Annotated in this window: 15 protein-coding genes; 11 read left to right on the forward strand and 4 right to left on the reverse strand. The window is 63.7% G+C overall.

What is annotated here, in order from left to right:
• Nucleotides 1-169: 169 nt before the first annotated feature.
• The gene (gene gstA, locus MJ205_RS20025; RefSeq protein ID WP_239810059.1) at nucleotides 170-772 is read right to left on the reverse strand and encodes a glutathione transferase GstA; all 603 of its coding nucleotides are present in this window, start codon (nucleotides 770-772) and stop codon (nucleotides 170-172) included.
• Between the two features lie 210 nt (nucleotides 773-982).
• Between gstA and mnmG the strand changes: the two genes are divergently transcribed.
• The 7 genes from mnmG (at nucleotide 983) to MJ205_RS20060 (ending at nucleotide 8,102) form a co-directional block, all read left to right on the forward strand.
• The gene (mnmG, locus tag MJ205_RS20030; RefSeq protein ID WP_239810060.1) at nucleotides 983-2,962 is read left to right on the forward strand and encodes a tRNA uridine-5-carboxymethylaminomethyl(34) synthesis enzyme MnmG; all 1,980 of its coding nucleotides are present in this window, start codon (nucleotides 983-985) and stop codon (nucleotides 2,960-2,962) included.
• Nucleotides 2,959-3,615, forward strand: a complete 657-nt coding sequence (rsmG, locus tag MJ205_RS20035; protein ID WP_239810061.1) for a 16S rRNA (guanine(527)-N(7))-methyltransferase RsmG — start codon at nucleotides 2,959-2,961, stop codon at nucleotides 3,613-3,615. The genes mnmG and rsmG overlap by 4 nt, the downstream gene beginning before the upstream one ends.
• Nucleotides 3,616-3,778: 163 nt before the next feature.
• Nucleotides 3,779-4,393 (forward strand): LysE family translocator, encoded by a 615-nt coding sequence (locus MJ205_RS20040; RefSeq protein WP_239810062.1) that lies wholly within the window; start codon nucleotides 3,779-3,781, stop codon nucleotides 4,391-4,393.
• A 23-nt stretch (nucleotides 4,394-4,416) separates the two neighbouring features.
• Nucleotides 4,417-5,190 carry a ParA family protein gene (locus MJ205_RS20045; RefSeq protein WP_230774034.1) on the forward strand — a complete coding sequence of 258 codons (774 nt, stop codon included), beginning with the start codon at nucleotides 4,417-4,419 and terminating at the stop codon, nucleotides 5,188-5,190.
• 177 nt (nucleotides 5,191-5,367) lie between these two features.
• A complete protein-coding gene (locus MJ205_RS20050; RefSeq protein WP_446715037.1) occupies nucleotides 5,368-5,931 on the forward strand; it encodes an RBBP9/YdeN family alpha/beta hydrolase in 564 nt (187 codons plus the stop codon).
• A gap of 5 nt (nucleotides 5,932-5,936) precedes the next feature.
• The gene (locus tag MJ205_RS20055; RefSeq protein WP_239810063.1) at nucleotides 5,937-6,854 is read left to right on the forward strand and encodes a ParB/RepB/Spo0J family partition protein; all 918 of its coding nucleotides are present in this window, start codon (nucleotides 5,937-5,939) and stop codon (nucleotides 6,852-6,854) included.
• Nucleotides 6,855-7,061: 207 nt separating this feature from the next.
• Complete coding sequence (locus MJ205_RS20060; protein ID WP_230774031.1) at nucleotides 7,062-8,102, forward strand: peptidoglycan-binding protein; 1,041 nt, start codon at nucleotides 7,062-7,064, stop codon at nucleotides 8,100-8,102.
• A gap of 63 nt (nucleotides 8,103-8,165) precedes the next feature.
• On the opposite strand, the gene MJ205_RS20065 is transcribed toward MJ205_RS20060, so the two are convergent.
• The 3 genes from MJ205_RS20065 to MJ205_RS20075 all read right to left on the reverse strand — a co-directional run bounded on the left by MJ205_RS20065 (nucleotide 8,166) and on the right by MJ205_RS20075 (nucleotide 12,495).
• Nucleotides 8,166-10,250 carry an ATP-binding response regulator gene (locus MJ205_RS20065; protein ID WP_239810064.1) on the reverse strand — a complete coding sequence of 695 codons (2,085 nt, stop codon included), beginning with the start codon at nucleotides 10,248-10,250 and terminating at the stop codon, nucleotides 8,166-8,168.
• Complete coding sequence (locus MJ205_RS20070) at nucleotides 10,250-11,758, reverse strand: ABC transporter substrate-binding protein (RefSeq protein ID WP_239810065.1); 1,509 nt, start codon at nucleotides 11,756-11,758, stop codon at nucleotides 10,250-10,252. Before MJ205_RS20070 ends, MJ205_RS20065 begins: the two co-directional genes overlap by 1 nt.
• 83 nt (nucleotides 11,759-11,841) lie before the next feature.
• Nucleotides 11,842-12,495 carry a response regulator transcription factor gene (locus tag MJ205_RS20075; protein WP_239810066.1) on the reverse strand — a complete coding sequence of 218 codons (654 nt, stop codon included), beginning with the start codon at nucleotides 12,493-12,495 and terminating at the stop codon, nucleotides 11,842-11,844.
• 136 nt (nucleotides 12,496-12,631) lie between these two features.
• Here MJ205_RS20075 and MJ205_RS20080 point away from each other — a divergent pair, with 136 nt between their 5' ends.
• The 4 genes from MJ205_RS20080 (at nucleotide 12,632) to MJ205_RS20095 (ending at nucleotide 17,965) form a co-directional block, all read left to right on the forward strand.
• Nucleotides 12,632-12,856, forward strand: coding sequence for a hypothetical protein (locus MJ205_RS20080; protein ID WP_239810067.1), 225 nt, complete (start codon nucleotides 12,632-12,634; stop codon nucleotides 12,854-12,856).
• Nucleotides 12,857-12,863: 7 nt separating this feature from the next.
• Nucleotides 12,864-13,439 (forward strand): hypothetical protein, encoded by a 576-nt coding sequence (locus MJ205_RS20085; RefSeq protein WP_239810068.1) that lies wholly within the window; start codon nucleotides 12,864-12,866, stop codon nucleotides 13,437-13,439.
• Nucleotides 13,440-13,457: 18 nt separating this feature from the next.
• Complete coding sequence (locus tag MJ205_RS20090; RefSeq protein WP_239810069.1) at nucleotides 13,458-14,834, forward strand: CsgG/HfaB family protein; 1,377 nt, start codon at nucleotides 13,458-13,460, stop codon at nucleotides 14,832-14,834.
• Between the two features lie 119 nt (nucleotides 14,835-14,953).
• Nucleotides 14,954-17,965: a beta strand repeat-containing protein gene (locus MJ205_RS20095; RefSeq protein ID WP_239810070.1), complete on the forward strand. Its 3,012-nt coding sequence runs from the start codon at nucleotides 14,954-14,956 to the stop codon at nucleotides 17,963-17,965.
• The last annotated feature ends 58 nt before the right edge of the window (nucleotides 17,966-18,023 follow it).

The raw sequence follows: 18,023 nt of genomic DNA on the forward strand, positions 1-18,023 counted from the left end.
TCCTTTCAGTGGTTGATGGCCTGATCTTGAAAGCTGACACGGTGTGAAGGTCAAGAGCAGGGTCTTTATGCGATGCACCCGTACAAGGATCGGGCATCGGCACCGCATCACCATCGCATCGGCCGGGATGTGTTTCACGTGAAACAGCATCCCCTGGCCGGCAGAGCGATTACTGCTTTTCTTCTGCAATGGCCTGTTGTACCGCAGGCCGGGCGCCCACGCGTTGCATGAAGCTGGCCAGGTTTTGCAGGCCGCTGGTGTCGACACCGACAAACTTGCTCCAGCCGCACACGGTGAACAGGTAGGCATCGGCCACGGTGAAATCCGTGCCCATCAGAAACTCCTTGCCTTCCAGCTGCGAATCCACCCAGGTCAGACGCTTGAGCACATGCACGCGGGACATGTCCTTGACGGTGTCGGGCAGGTTGGGGTTGAACAGCGGGGAAAAGCCCTTGTGGATCTCGGTGCCGATGAAGCCCAGCCATTCCTGCAGCTGGTAGCGCTCAAAGGTGCCGTTGGCAGGTGCCAGCTTGGAGGCGGGCGCCTGGTCGGCGATGTACTGCACGATGGCCGGGCCTTCGCGCAGGCGCTGGCCATTGTCCAGCTCCAGCACCGGCACATAGCCCAGCGGGTTGATGGTGTAGAAGTCGGTGCCGTCCTTGAGCTGATGGGTCTTGGTGCTGGCCATCTCCAGGGTGAAGGGCAGGCCGGCTTCCAGCAGGGCAATATGGGGCGACAGGGAACAGGCGCCAGGAGAGAAATACAGCTTCATCGACAAATCTCCAGTAAAGGTTAAAGCCGAACCATGCTATCGCTTTTGACAAGGCTCTGCAGCAGCGGTGGATGCGGCGCAATAACACGGCTGCCGGCGTGTAAACACCCCAGTCATTAAAATAGCGGGCAAAACCGACTATTTGCCATTTCGGCAGAAGGGCTGACTGACTGCGAGGCGCATGCCTTGCGAGCCCTGGAATGAGGCCCCATGAGCCAAACCCCCTATACCTACCCGCAAGAATTCGATGTCATCGTTGTCGGTGGCGGCCATGCCGGCACCGAGGCAGCGCTGGCCGCTGCCCGCATGGGCAGCAAGACGCTGCTGCTGACCCACAATATTGAAACCCTGGGCCAGATGAGCTGCAACCCCAGCATTGGCGGCATCGGCAAAGGCCATCTCGTCAAGGAAGTGGACGCGCTCGGCGGCGCGATGGCGCTGGCCACCGACAAGGGCGGCATCCAGTTCCGCATCCTCAACAGCTCCAAGGGTCCGGCCGTGCGCGCCACCCGTGCCCAGGCCGACCGCATCCTGTACAAGGCGGCGATCCGCGAGATGCTGGAGAACCAGCCCAACCTCTGGCTGTTCCAGCAAGCGGTGGATGACCTGATGGTGGAGGGCGACCGCGTGGTGGGCGCCGTGACCCAGGTAGGGATCCGCTTTCGCAGCCGCACCGTGGTGCTGACGGCCGGCACCTTCCTGGATGGCAAGATCCATGTGGGCCTGAACCACTATGCCGCTGGTCGTGCCGGCGATCCGCCAGCGGTCAGCCTGTCGGCGCGGCTGAAGGAGTTGAAGCTGCCCCAGGGGCGCCTCAAGACCGGCACCCCGCCGCGCATCGATGGCCGCTCGATCGACTTCAGCCAGTGTGAAACCCAGCCTGGCGATGGCATGCCCGGTGGCGTGAACGAGGGCCAGTTGCCAGTGTTCAGCTTCATGGGCGATGCGGCGATGCACCCGGCGCAGATGCCTTGCTACATCACCCACACCAATGCGCGCACGCACGAGATCATCCGCAGCGGCTTTGACCGCAGCCCGATGTTCACCGGCAAGATCGAAGGGGTAGGGCCGCGCTACTGCCCCAGTGTGGAAGACAAGATCAACCGCTTTGCCGACAAGGAAAGCCACCAGATCTTTCTGGAGCCTGAAGGCCTGACCACCCACGAGTACTACCCCAATGGCATCTCGACCAGCCTGCCGTTCGATGTGCAGTACGAGTTGGTGCGCAGCATGAAGGGCCTGGAGAACGCCCACATCCTGCGCCCGGGCTATGCGATCGAGTACGACTACTTCGACCCGCGCTCTTTGAAGAACAGCTTTGAGACCAAGCAGATCCAGGGCCTGTTCTTTGCCGGCCAGATCAATGGCACGACCGGCTATGAAGAGGCGGCAGCCCAAGGCCTGTTTGCCGGCCTGAACGCCGCACTGCAATGCCGGGGCGAAGGCCCCTGGACGCCCCGCCGCGATGAAGCCTACCTTGGCGTGCTGGTGGACGACCTGATCACCAAGGGGGTGACCGAGCCCTACCGCATGTTTACCAGCCGTGCGGAGTTCCGCCTGCAGCTGCGTGAAGACAATGCCGATATGCGCCTGACGGAAGAGGGCCGCAAGATGGGCCTGGTCGACGATGCGCGCTGGGATGCGTTCAGCCGCAAGCGCGACGCTGTTTCACGTGAAACAGAACGACTCAAAGCCACCTGGGTGAACCCACGCATCGTGACTGCCCAAGAGGCCGAACGTGTGTTGGGCAAGGCGATGGAGCGGGAGTACAACCTGTTCGATCTGCTGCGCCGCCCGGGTGTGGACTACGCGACGTTGATGAGCATGAACGAAGGCGCTTACCAGACCAGCGACGTTTCACGTGAAACACTCGGTGGTTTGAGCGAGTCCGTGGTGGAGCAGGTCGAGATCGGCGCCAAGTACTCGGGCTATATCGACCGCCAGAAGGATGAAGTGGAACGTGCAGCCCATTATGAAAAGCTGCGCCTGCCCGCCGAGCTGGACTACATGCAGGTGACTGCGCTGTCTTTCGAGGTGCGCCAGAAGCTGCAAACCCACCGCCCCGAAACCCTGGGTCAGGCATCGCGTATTTCCGGTGTCACACCTGCTGCCATTTCGCTGCTGATGGTGCACCTGAAAAAAGGCGGCTTCAAAGGATTCAGCACTGCACAAGAGGTAACGACTGCATGAGCGCTCTGTTGGAAGCCCCCCTGCGTGACGGCATACAGCAACTGGGTCTGTCGCTGGACGACCAGCAGATTGCACAGCTGATGGCGTTTCTGGATCTGCTGCAGAAGTGGAACAAGGTCTACAACCTGACCTCGGTGCGCGACCCGCAAGAGATGCTGACCCACCATCTGCTCGACAGCCTGGCGGCCGTGCCGCCGCTGGTGCGCCATTTGCAGGGCACGGGTCTGCCGGCCCCCAGGCTGCTCGATGTCGGATCGGGTGGTGGTCTGCCTGCCGTGGTATTTGCGATCTGTCTGCCCCAGCTGGATGTGAGCTGCGTCGATACCGTTGGCAAGAAGATCGCCTTCATCCAGCAGGCGGCTGCGGCGCTGCGCCTGCGCAACCTGCACGGCATCCAGTCGCGGGTGGAGCAGCTGAGCCAGCAGTACGACGTGGTCAGCTGCCGCGCCTTTGCCGCATTGCAGGACTTTACCGCCTGGTCGGCCCAGACCCTGAAGGCCGATGGCATCTGGCTGGCGATGAAGGCCAAGCGCCCCGACGATGAGCTGGCCTTGTTGCCCGCCACGGTACAGCTGCTGAACATCGAGCCGCTGCAGGTGCCCGGTCTCGATGCCGAGCGCTGCATTGTCTGGATGCGCCACCAAGTCTCCTGATGCAGGCGTGCTGCGGCTCAGCTGCGGCACTGAATCGAATCCATGCAGAGCCCCGATTTCTCGGGGCTTTTTGTTGACGCTTGGGCCGGTAACAACGCGCATTTTGCTGGCAAGCAAGCGGGGCCGTCGTTTACACTCAAAGTTTCCATTGCAGGGGCGGCACATGTTTGGCATTTCTGACTATGGTGCATTTGTCTTCGCCGTGCTCCTGTTCTTGATGATCCCGGGGCCTGGCAACCTGGCGCTGATCACCTCTACGGGCAAGGGCGGCATCAAGGCTGGCCTTGCGGTCTGTGCCGGCTGCATGGCGGCTGACCAGGTGCTGATGTGGCTGGCGGTAGCCGGCGTCGCAGCGGTGCTCACAGCCTACCCGGCGGCCTTCCACGCGGTGCAATGGCTGGGCGCGGCCTACCTGGGCTGGATTGGCTACAAGCTGCTCACGGCCAAGCCGGGGGACCAGCCAGTCATCCAGATTGCGCCCAGGCATTATTTCAAGCAGGGCTTTGTCATCACCCTGATGAACCCCAAGGCCATCGTTTTCTACATGGCGTTCTTTCCGCTGTTCGTCGATCCGGCGACCCACCGCGGCATCCCCACCTTTGCCGTGATGGCGGCCACGGTGGCCGTGATCAGCCTGGCGTACTGCACGGTGGTGGTGCTGATCACCAAGATGCTGGCCGAGCGCCTGCGTGCCAACCCCGCGCTGGTCAAGTGGATGGAAAAAACAGCGGGCGTGTTTTTGATCGGTTTTGGCCTCAAGCTGGCCCTGACCAAATAAGTTAGTGGACGAAGCGAGTTCTCATGGCAAAAATCTTCTGTATCGCCAACCAAAAAGGCGGCGTTGGCAAGACCACCACAGCAGTCAATCTGGCGGCGGGTCTGGCCCGGATCAAGCAGCGTGTGCTGCTGGTCGATTTGGACCCGCAGGGCAATGCGACCATGGGCTCGGGCATCGACAAGCGCGCGCTGGAAACCTCGGTCTATGACGTGTTGCTCGAATCGAGCACCATCAAGGAAGCAGCCGTCCATTCCGAGCGCTGCGGTTACTGGGTGCTGGGCGCCAACCGCGAGCTGTCCGGCGCCGAGGTGGAGCTGGTCGAGCTGGAGCGCCGTGAAAAGCGCCTCAAGGCCGCGCTGGAGGCGAGCGACGCCGACTTTGACTTCGTGCTGATCGACTGCCCGCCCAGCCTGTCCATGCTCACGTTGAACGGACTGTGCTCGGCCCATGGCGTGATCGTGCCGATGCAATGCGAGTACTTTGCGCTCGAAGGGCTGACCGACCTGGTCAACACCATCAAGCAGGTGCATGCCAACCTGAACCGCGACCTGGAGATCATCGGGCTGCTGCGCGTGATGTTCGACCCGCGCATCACCTTGCAGCAGCAGGTAAGCGACCAGCTGCGCGAGCATTTCGGCGACAAGGTGTTCGACACCGTGATCCCCCGCAATGTGCGCCTGGCCGAAGCCCCCAGCTATGGCCTGCCGGGCGTCGTGTTCGATCCGGCCGCCAAGGGCAGCAAGGCCTTTGTCGAGTTTGCCAAGGAGATGGTCAAGCGCATCAAGCGCATGAAGTGACAGCTTGCCTTGGCCGCTGCCCGACAGACCTCCGGTGCCCGGCATGCGGAGGTCTTTTTCATGGCCGCAGCGATGCCGCTGGCGCCCGCATTGCGTGCGAGAGACATTCGGGCACAATAAGGGTTTGCATTTCTTTGAAACAGCGCAGTACGGTGGCGCTTTTTTTGCTATTAAAAAATGAGCATTGAATCCTCGTCCATCAAGCTGCTGCCAGGATGGCAAAACAGCGGGCCAGGCCATTGGCAAACGGTGTGGGAGCAGCAATGGGGCTATGAGCGCGTGCAGCAGCACGACTGGCAGCACCCCAAGCGCGGTGACTGGACGGCACGCCTGCAGGATGTGGTGCTGGATGCGCCGCAGCCCGTGGTGCTGGTCGCCCACAGCCTGGGCTGCATCCTGACGGCCTGGTGGGCCGCCCATTCGTCCCAGGCGGCCAGCAAGGTGCGTGGCGCGCTGCTGGTGGCACCGGGCGATGTGGAGCGCCCCGACCTGGCCGAACACATCCCCGGCTGGTCGCCGATTGCGCTGCAGAAACTGCCCTTTCCCGCCATTCTGGTGGGCAGCCAAAACGATCCCTATTGCAGCGCCGAGCGCGCGCAGTGGCTGGCCAGCAACTGGGGTGCCCGCTGGGTGGACCAGGGCGCCTGCGGCCATATCAATGCCGAGTCCGGCCTGGGCGACTGGCCGCTGGGCCAGGCGCTGCTGGCCGAGCTGATGGCCGAACCAAAAAAGGTGAACTGACAACCATGGCAACCAAAAAACCCAAGGGCCTGGGACGCGGCCTCGAAGCACTGCTGGGCCCCAAGGTCGAAGACACGGCGCCTGCCAGCGACGACAAGGGCCAGTTGCCGCACCAGTTGCTGCTCGATGACATGGTGCCTGGCGTCTACCAGCCGCGCACGCGCATGGACGAGGGCGCGCTGTATGAGCTGGCCGAGAGCATCAAGGCCCAGGGCATCATGCAGCCCATTCTGGTGCGCAAGCTCGCTGCCGGGGACAACGCCGGCAAGTACGAAATCATCGCCGGCGAGCGGCGTTTCCGCGCAGCGCGCATCGCTGGGCTGGCCGAGGTACCGGTGCTGGTGCGCGAGGTGCCCGACGAGGCCGCCGCCGCGATGGCGCTGATCGAGAACATCCAGCGCGAAGACCTCAACCCGCTGGAAGAGGCACAAGGCCTCTCGCGTCTGGTGGGCGAGTTCCAGATGACACACGAGCAGGCTGCGCAGGCCGTGGGCCGTTCGCGCTCGGCCGCCTCCAACCTGTTGCGTCTGCTGAACCTGGCCGAGCCGGTGCAGACCATGCTGATGGCAGGGGATCTGGACATGGGCCACGCGCGTGCCCTGCTGGCGCTGGACCGCGCTGCACAGATCACTGCTGCCAACCAGATCAATGCGCGCAAACTGAGCGTGCGCGAGGCCGAGAGCCTGGTCAAAAGGGTCAGTGCCGAGTTTTCCGGAGAAACCCCGGTCAAGGCCAAGGCTGCCAAATCCCGCGATTTGAAGCGGGTGGAAGAAGAGCTGTCCGACCTGTTGATGGCGGAGGTAGAGGTACGGGTTAAAAAACGCGTCAAGCGTGCCGGCAAACTCGAAGAGATGGGTGAACTGGTAATCCAGTTTGGTTCTCTGGATGCTCTGAATGGATTGATTGATAAATTACGTGGATAATGCACCGGCCATGTGCTGCACGCCGTTATTTTGGTGACATTCGCTAACAAGTTCGCTTAAGAGTGGATAACGCTCCGAGGTGGGTTCTGGAATCAGGTAATCCGTGTCCGCAGCGCAAAGCAAAAATACGAAATCGAAGCCATCGAGCCTGGAAGCCATTCCGGGCTCGCTTTGAATGCACAACTGATTTACTTGCGGGAGAGCGACATGAAAAAGGCAGCATTGGCGGCACTGGCCGTCTTGGCATTGGCAGGCTGCGAAAGCACCGGTATGAAGCTGGGCGGCGGCACCAACAACATGGTGACCGGTGGCGCTGCAGGGGGCAGCAGCCAGGGTGAAAACAGCCAACTCGAAAAATGCGATTCGCCGGTGGGTACGGTCTCCCTGGTCGAGAACCAGCAAGCCGGTTGGTACACCATTCTGCGCAATGAATACCGCCTGCCACCGACTGCCAACCTGCTGCGCGTGCTGATCCAGCAGTCGAACTGCTTTGTCGTGGTCGAGCGCAGCGCTGCCGGTATGAACGCGATGAACCGCGAGCGCGCGATGATGGACAACGGCGAGATGCGCAAGGGCAGCAATTTCGGCAAGGGCCAGGTGGTCGCATCGGATTATGGTCTGACGCCTGAAGTGACCTTCAGCGAAGACAATGCCGGCGGCTTTGGTGCGGCGCTGGGCGGCATCCTGGGCGGCCGTGGCGGCGGCGCGCTGGCAGGTGTGGCGGCCAGCAGCAAGACCCGCGAGGCCTCGGCCATGCTGACCCTGGTGGACAACCGCTCGGGCGTGCAGGTGTCCTCGTCGACCGGCAACGCCAGCAACACCGACTGGGGTGGCTTTGGCACCTTGTTCGGCGGTGCAGCAGGCGCTGGCATCGGGGGCTACTCCAACACCTCGCAAGGCAAGGTCGTGTCGGCCGCTTTCGTCGATGCCTACAACCAGATGGTGCAGGCGCTGCGCAATTACAGCGCGCAATCCGTCAAGGGCCAGGGCCTGGGCGGTGGCGGCCGCCTCGGTGTGGACGGCGCCGCAGCGCCCAGCCAGACCTCGGCACCGGGCGCCAAGACCAATGTGCGCCTGACGATGAAGCAAGCGCAGCAGCGCCTCAACGAGCTGGGCTACGACGTGGGCACGCCTGATGGTGCCTCCGGCCCCCGCACGCAGAACGCCTTGCGCTCCTTCCAGCAAGACCAGGGCCTGTCGGTGACCGGCCGCCTGGACCAGGCGACGATGCGCCAGCTGTCGGAATAAGCCTTCCGCGCAGACTGCAGCCTCGCCCGGCTACCCGCCCGCCGCTCGCCCCGGCGGGCTTTTTCATGCCTTGTCGGTGGCCTCGTCGATATCGGCAGGGGGCTGGGTTTCCATGAACTCCTCGATATCGCAGCGCAGCCGCAGCTCCCGTGCCAGCAGCTTGTGCAGCTGGCGTGGGTCCATCGGCTTGTGCATCAACGTCGCTCCCAGGCTGCTGGCCATCTGCAGCCGTTTGGGGGCCGTGTCGCCGGTCAGAATCACGTAATGGGGAAGCGTCTGCTGCCAAGGCGCATGCTCGGCCGTGGCATCGCGCACCGCCATCACGACCATGCTGCCGTCTTCGGTCGCCGACAGGCGCAGGTCGGTCAGCACCACATCAAACGGCTTGCTGCTGCTCTCCTGCATGTGGCCGATGAGGCGCCGCACCTGGTCCACCGTGGCGGCGCTCATCACCTGGCAATGCCATTGCTCAAGCATGCTGGCCAGTCCCACGCGCACCAGCGGCTCATCGTCCACCACCAGCACCTTGAGGCCATGCAGCGACGAATAGTCGCCCTCGTCGGGCTGCTCCCACAGGCCGGCGACCAGCCCATAGCCGCCCGCAGGCACGGCCTCGGCCATCAGGCTGACCCGGAACACGCTGCCGCGCCCGGGAACCGATGACAGCGTGACCTGCACGTTCAGGATATCGGCCAGCTCGCGCACGATCGCCAGGCCCAGTCCCAGGCCCTTGGTTCCCATCTGGTGGTCCTCGCCCACCTGGCGGAACTTCTGGAAAATCAGGTCGTGGTGTTCGTCATCGATGCCCACGCCGGTGTCCCAGACCTCGATGACCCTTTGCAGCCCGCGTTTGCGCACGCCCAGCAGCACGCCCCCCTGTTCGGTATAGCGCAGCGCGTTGGACACCAGATTGCGCAGCAGCATGAACAGCAGCGACTGGTCGGTGTAGATCCAGTCCTCGCTGTCGCGCACGCGGAAGACCAGGTTCTTGGCATCGGCCTGCGGACCGAACTCTTTCTCCAGCCTGCGCAGAAAGCCGGCAATGGCCACCGGCTGGAACTTGGGATCGAGCACCCCGGCCTCGATGCGCGAGTAGTCCATCAAGGTGTCGAGCATCTCGCGGCTGGCCGACAATGCGGCGCGCGCATGCTCCAGCACCACCGCCTGCTGGCTGTTGAGGCCCGAGCCGCGCAAGGTCTCCAGAAACAGGTTGAGCGCCTGAACCGGCTGGCGCAGGTCATGGCTGGCACCGGCCAGAAAGCGGTTCTTCGCGCGCACCGCATTCTGCGCCGAGCGGGCATGGTCGCTCAGGTGCTTCTTGTAGGATGCAATGGCCCGGCCCAGCTGGTCGATCTCGTCGCCCCACTGCTGGGGCACCGCGTAGATGCCACCAAACTCGTCATTGCTCACCTCGCGGCGCAGCGCCACCAGGCGGCGCGACACGGACGCATGCATGTAGATGCCCGCCATCACCACACAGAGGATCAGCACGGCCACCAGCCAGTTCAGGTTGGTCTGCTGGGCGGCCACATCGCGCGACAGCTGCACGCTGCGTTCATTGAGCTGGCGCCGCAGGTCGGCCGCTGCGCGGCTGGCCAACAAGGACATGTCGGTGGCCAGCATCTGGTTGTCGGCCACCAGCTGGAAGATGCTGCGCTCGTCCTGGCCATGCTGCGCGGGTTGGAAGATGGCCTGGCTGAGCTGCTGCACATTGGCATTGAGCGCATTGCGCTTGGACTGCATCAGCGGATCGATCTCGCCATCCAGCCGGGTCTGCGTCATCTCGCCGAGCAGCTTGTCGAGCCAGCCCATGCGGTCGGTCAGCTCCACCATGTTCAGGCGCCGCTCGCCGATGTCATTGGTGATGGCCACCAGGCGCGCATAGCTGCCGATCATCTCGCTTTGCTGCATCACCCGGGTGCTGGCGATGAGCTGCTCCATCTCCACGCTCGACAGCTGCTGCAAGGCCTGGTTGGTGCGGCGCAGGCCCTGCAGGGTCAGTGCAAACACCACGGCAATGCCCACTGCCAGAATCACCAGCATCAGCAGGATGCGCGAGGTCACCGACATCGGAAAACTGCGTTGGTCCGTGGCGGTCTGTGCAGTCTGTGCAGCAGCAGGGGAATGGAGGCGGTCTGGAATAGGCATCAGTTCTGCCAGCGCAGGTCTTCGAGCGCAAAGGTCGGGATCGGGCACCGCGACCACATGCCCACCAGGCCCCTGCGCATGAAGTTGCGCTCCGGCCGCACGACGATGAACGCATTGACGGCGTCTTCGGCCAGCTGCCTTTGCGCCTGGCCCAGCCATTCATCCAGCTCCTGGGGCGACGCCGAAGCGCGCAGCTTTTCCCAGATCTTCTTGAACACCCGGTTGTGGTAGTTGAAGTAGTAGTCATCGCGCGCATAGATGCCGATGTCCATCGGCTCCACATGCATGATCAGGCTCAGGTCATAGTCCTTGCGTTTCATCACCTGGTCCAGCCAGGTGGGCCAATCCATGCGGACGATCTCGACCTGCAGGCCAATGGCTTCGAGCTGCGCGGCCACGATCAGGCTGCCATAGCGCCCGTAATCGGTCGGCGGCACGGCCAGGCGCAGGCTGGTTCCCGGGGCCACCTGGGCCTGGGCCAGCAAGGCCTTGGCCTGTGCCAGGTCGTAGGGGTAGCGCTGCACCAGATCGACATAGGCCGGGTGATGCGGTGAGAAGTGGCTGCCAATGGGCAGCACCTCGATCGAGCTGCCGTAGATGCCCTGGTAGCGGCTGCGCTCCAGCGCATGGTTGATGGCACGCCGTACCCGGATATCGTCAAGCGGAGCGCGGGCATTGTTCATCGCGATCAGCAGCTTGCCTTCGACACCGCGCTGCCCCATCACATAGTCGGTGCGCGCCATGAACGAAGCCGTCAGCCGGGTCACCGAGCTGAGCGCATCGATGCGGCCTTCGGCCAGCATGTTTTCGGTCTCGGCCGCGCTGGACATGAAGAGGAAATCGGCCATGCGGATGGCCGGCTTGCGGCTGTCCCACCACTGCTCATTGCGCAGCAAGGTGATCGACTTGCCCTTGGTCCATTTCTCGACCCGGTACGGGCCGGTGCCCACCGGCGTGCTGGCATTGCTGGCTGCGCTATCGGGGTGCACCATCACCGCACCGGGCATCGCCAGTGCATAGCTGAGCAGCGCGTCGGGCTCGCTCAGGCGGATGCGCAGCAGGTACTCGTCCCTGGCCTCGGCCGACACCAGCTTGTCGAACCACTCGAGGTAGGCATTGGTGTTCCTCATCTGCAGCAGCCGCTGCAGGCTGAAGGCGGCGGTCGCGGCGTTGAAGGGCGTGCCATCGTGGTAACGCACGTTGCGGCGCAGCAGCACATCGACCTGCTTGCCGTCCGGGCTCACCGTCCAGCTCAGGGCCAGGCGCGGCTTGATCTGGCCTTGCCCGTCGATGATCGTCAGGCCCTCGAACACATTGGCATAGGCGATCTCGCTGGCGGTGGCTGCCGAGGTGCTGGTGATATCGAACGAGGAAGGCTCCAGCGGTATGCCGATGCGCAGGCGCTCCGACGCAGCCTTGGCGGGCGCGAGGCCCACCAGGCAGCAGAGCAGCAAAACGGCCAGCGCCCAGCGCATCCACTGGGGCTTGTCTTGGGGGCCTGTGTCCATCATGGCTTCCTGGTTGTACACCTGCCTGGCAAGGGGCCGGCAAGTGGCATGGCGCTGGCGCTTGGGCGGCGACAGCGGCAGCTTTATTTGATGGCCGTGGCGGGCAGGATGCCGTTGCGCTGTGCCACCAGCACCGCCTGGGTTCGGGTATCGGCGCCCAGGTGCTTGAGGATGGAGGCCACCTGGTTGCGGATCGTGTGTTCGCTCAAACCGAAATGCTTGGCAATAGCCTTGTTGCTGAAGCCCTTGGCCAGCATCTTGAGCACCTCGTACTGGCGCAGCGGCAGCACTTCGGCATGCGGCTTGGCGTCTGGCGTCAGGCTGCGGCCGCTGGCCTTGTGGATGTTCTGCTCCATGCCCAGGCTGCGCAGCAGCCAGTGCTGCACCTGGGCGCAGATGGCCTCGGGCTCCAGCGCCTTGGAGATGAAGCCGGAGGCGCCCTGGCGCACCGCATCGCGCATCAGCTCGGGGTGGTCATGGCCCGAGAGCATCACCACATAGGCACCGGGCCAGCGTTTGCGGATCTGGCCAATGCCTTCGAGGCCATCGCAGCCCGGCATGCTGATGTCCAGCATCACCAGGTTGACCCAGTGCGCCTGCGCCACGGCATCGGTGACCGAACCGGCCTCATGGATGTCGGCCTGCAGCATGTTGCTGCTCGACAGCATCATGCGCAGGCCCTGGCGGAAGAGGGGATGGTCGTCCACCAGCATCAGTGATGGGAGAGGAAGTGTCATATCCGCAGTCTCCTTCTTGCGGCATCGGCGAGGCAGGTCGTCATGGGCCGTACCTTACATCTATTTACTAAAGCGACCAATAGTCCAAATGCACTAGTGCCTCGACCGAAGCCGGGATGCCAGCAGCTGGGGCAGCATGGATAACCTGCATCTTTATGATTTTAATGAATTAAATACCAAATACGGCCTGAGTTCCGGCGCGGATTTAGGTCATTTTTCAGCCCCTGAGCTAGTACATCTGGTCTATTTACAATTACTTACGGTCAGCCGAACATCCTTCCCATGCGATGGCTGGCCGCCATGGGATGCCTGTCGTCGCTCCATCTGTTTTGCCCATGAACAGCACAACACCCAACTGTGAGGACGACATGAAACACAGCGCCATCTACCTTGCCGCCGCCCTGCTGGCGGCGGCCGCTTCCAGCCACGCACAAGGCTGGCTCGGCGAATCCGTGCCCTGGCAGTTCCAGACCAGCGCCGACCGGGCCAACCGGGCCCTCACCAACGACCTGGTCGAGAAGAAAAAGGGCGGCTACTACGATGCCTTCAAGAGTACCTACATCACCAATATCGAGCGCCAGGTGAACTGCAATTTCCAGCCCACCGCCGCTGGTAACAGCAGCTCGGCCGACCAGGCCAACCAGGTTGCATCGCCGCAGACCAATGCATCGGCCGGCAACAGCGCATCGAGCACCGGCAGCGCCAGCCAAAGCAGTGACAACCTGGGCCGGGGCGGTGTGGCCAACAACAACCAGAGCAACACCGGCGCCATCAGCAGCGGCGTGCAGGGCAGCCCATCGACGACGACGATGGCGCCGATCAACAGCGAAAACGCCCATGGCCAGCAGGACATGCAGGTCGCGCAGAACAACAGCGGCAACCAAAGCACCAACGTGAGCGGCAGCTCGGCCTGCCAGTTCGGTGCCAGTGGCGCCATCAACTAAGCGCGGACGGAGGACCCCATGCACGCATTGAAGCTTTCCCCCCTGCCCACGATCAGCCCGCTGCCCCGCCGCACGATGACCCTGTCGGCCCTGGCCGCCACCCTGCTGCTGAGCGGTTGCGCACTGCCCACCTACCAACAGGTGCGCATGGCCGATGACGAAGCGCCCGTGATGCAGGGCCCCGGCCCGCGCCACAACGGCACGCCGTTGGACAACAGCTTTGCCTGCCTGTCGCACCGCATCGTCGAGCAGCGCAGTGGCCGCGCACCGCTGTCCATTGCCGTCGGTGACATCAAGGACTACACCGGCAAGTACTCGCAGGGCGATGGCAATGTCGTCACCCAAGGCGGGTCGTTGATGGTCTATTCGGCGCTCGGCAAGCTCGGCGGTGCCATCGATGTGCGCGAGCGCTTCGACACCCGCGTGGCCGAGCTGGAGCTGGCCTATACCGACCGGCGCCAACTGGGCGATGGCAACCAGCACGCGCTGGCCGATGAGAAGGGCCAGCGCGCGGTGCCCTGGCTGCCGTACTACGGCGGCTCCATCCTCCGTTCCGACTACTACATCATCGGTGGCCTCACCGAGGTGAACTACAACATCCAGTCCGGCGGCATCGAAGCCCAGGTCAACCAGATCGGACCGCGCTTCCGGGTCTTCACGATGAATGTCGGGGCCGACCTGCGCATCGTCGAGACCAAGACCTTGCGCGTGGTGCGGGCCGTCAGCCTGCAAAAGCAGATCGTGGGCCGCGAGATCGGTGCGGGCATCTTCCGCTTCTTCGGCAGCAACCTGTTCGACATCAACGCCGGCAGCAAGGACCTGGAGCCCGTGCAACTGGGCGTGCGCACCACCTTGGAGCAGGGCGTGCTGGAGCTGATCAGCACCGTGACGCAAACCCCGGCAGGCCCTTGCATGGACGGCGCCAAGACGGCGGCTGGCGAGCCCGCCGCAGTACCCCCAGCAGCGATGCCTGCCGACACCGCGGCAGCTGCCGCTGCGCCTGCGCCTGCAGCGGCCCCTGCTGCTGCGGCCACGCCGGCCATGCCCGAGAAGACGGCTGCTGCGATGACCTCGCTGGATGTGGTCTTTGAAGAGAACAACACCCGCATTGCCCAGCAATCGGCCACCGCCGCAGAGACCGTGGCGACCCGCCTGCGCGCCGGCCAGGGTGTGCGGATGGCGCTGCTGGCGCGGGAGAACGAGAACGACCAGAACCCCGCTCGCCGCGATGCACTGACCGACGAACGCCTGCAGTCCTTGCGTGCCGAACTGGCCCAGCACGGCATTCCCCCCAGCCAGGTGCAGCTGCAGTGGCGGCCTGCGCCCGGCGACACCACGGTGCACCGCTACGGCGCCGGCTACCGCCTGCTGGCCCGCCTGCAGATCAAGCCTTGAGCAGCTTCGTTCCTGCAGCTACTCATTCAATAGCTTATAGCGCTTTATAGACGGGCACTAAGAGCATAAAACACCCAAATCACGTCTAGTGTTCCTCCCTGTACGACTAGGAGACAGTCATGTCCCACAAGCACCCAACCTCTCTTCGCCGGGCACGCCTGGCTCCACTGGCCGCTGCGGCCGCATTGATCGCCGCCACCTCGGGCGTGGCGCTGGCACAGAGCAACGGAACCCTTCCGGTGACCGGGCCCACAACCAACCAGACCAGCAATGGGGTCGTTAACGCACAAAACAACAGCAATGCGCAGTACACCACCTTCCCCGGCAACGGTGTGGTGAATGGCAATGGCGTGGATGCGCTGGCTATTGGCAACCAGCACCGGCTCGATACCGGTGCCGCTGCTGCCCTGACCATCAACAACCAGCTACCAGCGCAGCCAACGGTGGACATTGCCCAGCAGGTCAATAGCACCGTCAGCAGCATCACCTCGGGCACGGTCGGCGTCAATGCCGCCAATGTGGTCGGCAACCACGATGGTGATACCGCCAGCGTGAGTAACAACGAAGCCAGCGCCGCGGCGATCGGCAGCACGGCAGTGGGCACCATGCAGATCACCGGCACGGCGGTTGACATGAACACCCCGGCGACGGCTACCGTCACCCAAGGCCAGGCGGCAACCGGCGCGGTGACAGCCATCACTACGCTGAACCAGGTGGGTATCCGCCTGAACCAGACCGGTGGTGCCAACCCCGCCAATGCCATGGACAACCTGAGGCTGAGCGTCTCGGGCAACAAGATCGATGCCAGCGCGCAGGCCAATACCACCCAGGCAGGTATCCAGGTGCAGGGCAGCAGCGTCAATGTGGGGGCCGATGCCAGCAGCAGCGTTGACCAAGTGGCCGAGGGCAACGTTTTCGGCATCAGCTCGGTCGGTAATTTGCTGGGTATCCGGGTTCAGGGCACCCCCAACCAGCCCATGACGGACAGCACGCTGAGCGTGAGCGGCAACCAGGTGCAAGCCTCCGCTGGCGGCAACCAGCAGACCAGTACCCTGCAGATCACGTCATCCGGTGACGTGGTGCAGGTGCCCAATACGGTTTTGGGCACCACGGCGACCCAGGCCAATAGCGGTGTTGTCATCGCCTCAGGCTCGGCAACCACGCTGGGCATCGACAACCAGAAGCCTGGCTCGGCCAACAACAGCTACAGCGTCGCCGGTAACAGCGTCAGCGCCCAAGCCGATGGCAATAGCGGCAGCAACCGCACGGCCGTGGCGGCTGCAGGCTCCATCAGCGGTGCGGTGTTGGAGACTACGAATTCCCAAACCCTGAGCTCGCCCGTTGTCACAGCTGGTGCCAATGTGGGATCGCTGGGCGTGCAGACCCTGGACAGCACCAATGACACCCTGAGCGTCAGCGGCAATCTGGTACAGGCCCAGGCCCAGGGCTCCAGCGCCAGCAACCAGACCCGTGCCGGCGCCAGCAACATCGCTGACAGCCAGGCCACCACGTCCAACACCCAGCTGAACATGGGTGGTGCCGTTTCGGCCAGTGCCAGCGTTGCGCGCATCGGCAGCAGCTCCACCAGTCTGTCTAGCACCAGCCTGACGGTGAGCGGCAACCAGCTCAGTTCCGAAGCGACGGCAGCCTCCGCCACCAACGACGCCCAGTTCGGTGCCGATAATGCGGTGACGCAATCGTCCGCGCTGGTGACCAACACGCAGGGCCATGCGACGGGCGAGGTCCAGGCTAGCACCGGATCCAACCTGGTGGGCGCAACTACCACCAGCGCCAGCAATGCCACCTTGGTGGTCAGCGGCAACCAGTTCAACGCCAACGCTGCCAGCCAGAAGGCCAGTAACCTGGCCCGTGTCAATGCCACCAACGGCGTGACAGACGCTGCCGCTGCGGTCATCAACCAGCAGGGCTATGGCTCAGGCGATGTCAGCGCCACGGTCGCCGGGCTCACCAGCCTGAGCCCTTCTCCCGATCCGGTCCCCATGCTGATCGGTCTGCGCGCCAATACGGCCTCGGGTTCCAGCCTCACGGTCAGCGGTAATGTGGGCGGCTCGGACGCGATCATCAACCAGGCGGACAACCAGGTCGCGCTCTCTGGCAGCCGCATCGATGGCAACTCGGCAGCCTACCTGTTCAATGTGCAGGCCGTGCAATCGGGCAATGCAAGCGCACTGACCAAGGTCAACCTGGGCGTTGAGGGTACGAGCAACCTGACACCTGTCACCACGCGCGCAGGCGGCCATGAACTGGTGGTGAGCGGCAACCAGTTCAGCGCCAATGCCAGCCAGAACCAGGCAACCAATGCGCTGGACATCCAGGCCACCAGCACCTTGAGTGCGGCCGGCACCCAGCCCAACCTGTTGGGCAACCTGCAGTTGTCGGCAGGTGACACCACGGCCACCACCGAGATGCAGATCCTCAGTGGCCGCAGCGTGGTCACCGATCCCAGCGGCAACACCACCATCACTGGCAACCAGGCCAGCAGCCTGGCCCGTGCCAACGTGGCCAACAACCAGCTGACCGTGACAGCCGGCACGCTTGCGAGCGACCAGGCCGTCTTGCTGGGCAATGTGCAGGGTAATTCCGGTGCCGTGGCTTCTACCGCCAGCCTGCAGATGCAAGGCACTGCGGCCAACCGCCTCGATGGCAACATCACCACCACCGGCAACCAGGCGCTGGCAGTGGCTGCAGGCAACACCTCGCTCAACAGCGTGCAAGTAGGTGCAGGCACGGCGCTCAACAGCGGATCGGCCGTGGGCCTGCTCAATGCGCAGACCAACAGCGGCAATGTTGTCGCCACCGCAAGCCTGAACGCCGATGCCTTCACCCGTGGCAGCTCCCTCAATCTGAGCGGCAACACCGCCAGCGCCACAGCCGTAGGCAACAACGCAGACAACGTGGTGAACGTCTCGGCGCTGCCCGGCCAGCAGATGGCCAGTGCGGTGCTGACCTCCACGCAGGTCAACAGCGGCAACGTGAGTGCGGTGGTGAGCGGCAGCTACAGCGCCTCGGGTGTGCCAAGCACCAGCGGCATCAATGTATCGGGCAACCGCTCGTCTGCGGTGGCGATTGGCAACCGTGCCACCTCGTCGATGACATTGGGTGTGCAATAAGCCGTAAGGCCTTGCACTTTGACAGCCCGCCTGGGAAACCAGGCGGGCTTTTTTGCGC

This window comes from Comamonas sp. B21-038, from assembly GCF_022387135.1.
Taxonomy (GTDB): Bacteria; Pseudomonadota; Gammaproteobacteria; order Burkholderiales; family Burkholderiaceae_C; genus Comamonas; species Comamonas sediminis.

What these genes read in the sequence shown, in the direction of transcription:
- gstA (WP_239810059.1), bottom strand. Translation starts at nt 772, where the DNA reads ATGAAGCTGTATTTCTCTCCTGGCGCCTGTTCCCTGTCGCCCCATATT.
- mnmG (WP_239810060.1), top strand. Translation starts at nt 983, where the DNA reads ATGAGCCAAACCCCCTATACCTACCCGCAAGAATTCGATGTCATCGTT.
- rsmG (WP_239810061.1), top strand. Translation starts at nt 2,959, where the DNA reads ATGAGCGCTCTGTTGGAAGCCCCCCTGCGTGACGGCATACAGCAACTG.
- MJ205_RS20040 (WP_239810062.1), top strand. Translation starts at nt 3,779, where the DNA reads ATGTTTGGCATTTCTGACTATGGTGCATTTGTCTTCGCCGTGCTCCTG.
- MJ205_RS20045 (WP_230774034.1), top strand. Translation starts at nt 4,417, where the DNA reads ATGGCAAAAATCTTCTGTATCGCCAACCAAAAAGGCGGCGTTGGCAAG.
- MJ205_RS20050 (WP_446715037.1), top strand. Translation starts at nt 5,368, where the DNA reads ATGAGCATTGAATCCTCGTCCATCAAGCTGCTGCCAGGATGGCAAAAC.
- MJ205_RS20055 (WP_239810063.1), top strand. Translation starts at nt 5,937, where the DNA reads ATGGCAACCAAAAAACCCAAGGGCCTGGGACGCGGCCTCGAAGCACTG.
- MJ205_RS20060 (WP_230774031.1), top strand. Translation starts at nt 7,062, where the DNA reads ATGAAAAAGGCAGCATTGGCGGCACTGGCCGTCTTGGCATTGGCAGGC.
- MJ205_RS20065 (WP_239810064.1), bottom strand. Translation starts at nt 10,250, where the DNA reads ATGCCTATTCCAGACCGCCTCCATTCCCCTGCTGCTGCACAGACTGCA.
- MJ205_RS20070 (WP_239810065.1), bottom strand. Translation starts at nt 11,758, where the DNA reads ATGGACACAGGCCCCCAAGACAAGCCCCAGTGGATGCGCTGGGCGCTG.
- MJ205_RS20075 (WP_239810066.1), bottom strand. Translation starts at nt 12,495, where the DNA reads ATGACACTTCCTCTCCCATCACTGATGCTGGTGGACGACCATCCCCTC.
- MJ205_RS20080 (WP_239810067.1), top strand. Translation starts at nt 12,632, where the DNA reads ATGGATAACCTGCATCTTTATGATTTTAATGAATTAAATACCAAATAC.
- MJ205_RS20085 (WP_239810068.1), top strand. Translation starts at nt 12,864, where the DNA reads ATGAAACACAGCGCCATCTACCTTGCCGCCGCCCTGCTGGCGGCGGCC.
- MJ205_RS20090 (WP_239810069.1), top strand. Translation starts at nt 13,458, where the DNA reads ATGCACGCATTGAAGCTTTCCCCCCTGCCCACGATCAGCCCGCTGCCC.
- MJ205_RS20095 (WP_239810070.1), top strand. Translation starts at nt 14,954, where the DNA reads ATGTCCCACAAGCACCCAACCTCTCTTCGCCGGGCACGCCTGGCTCCA.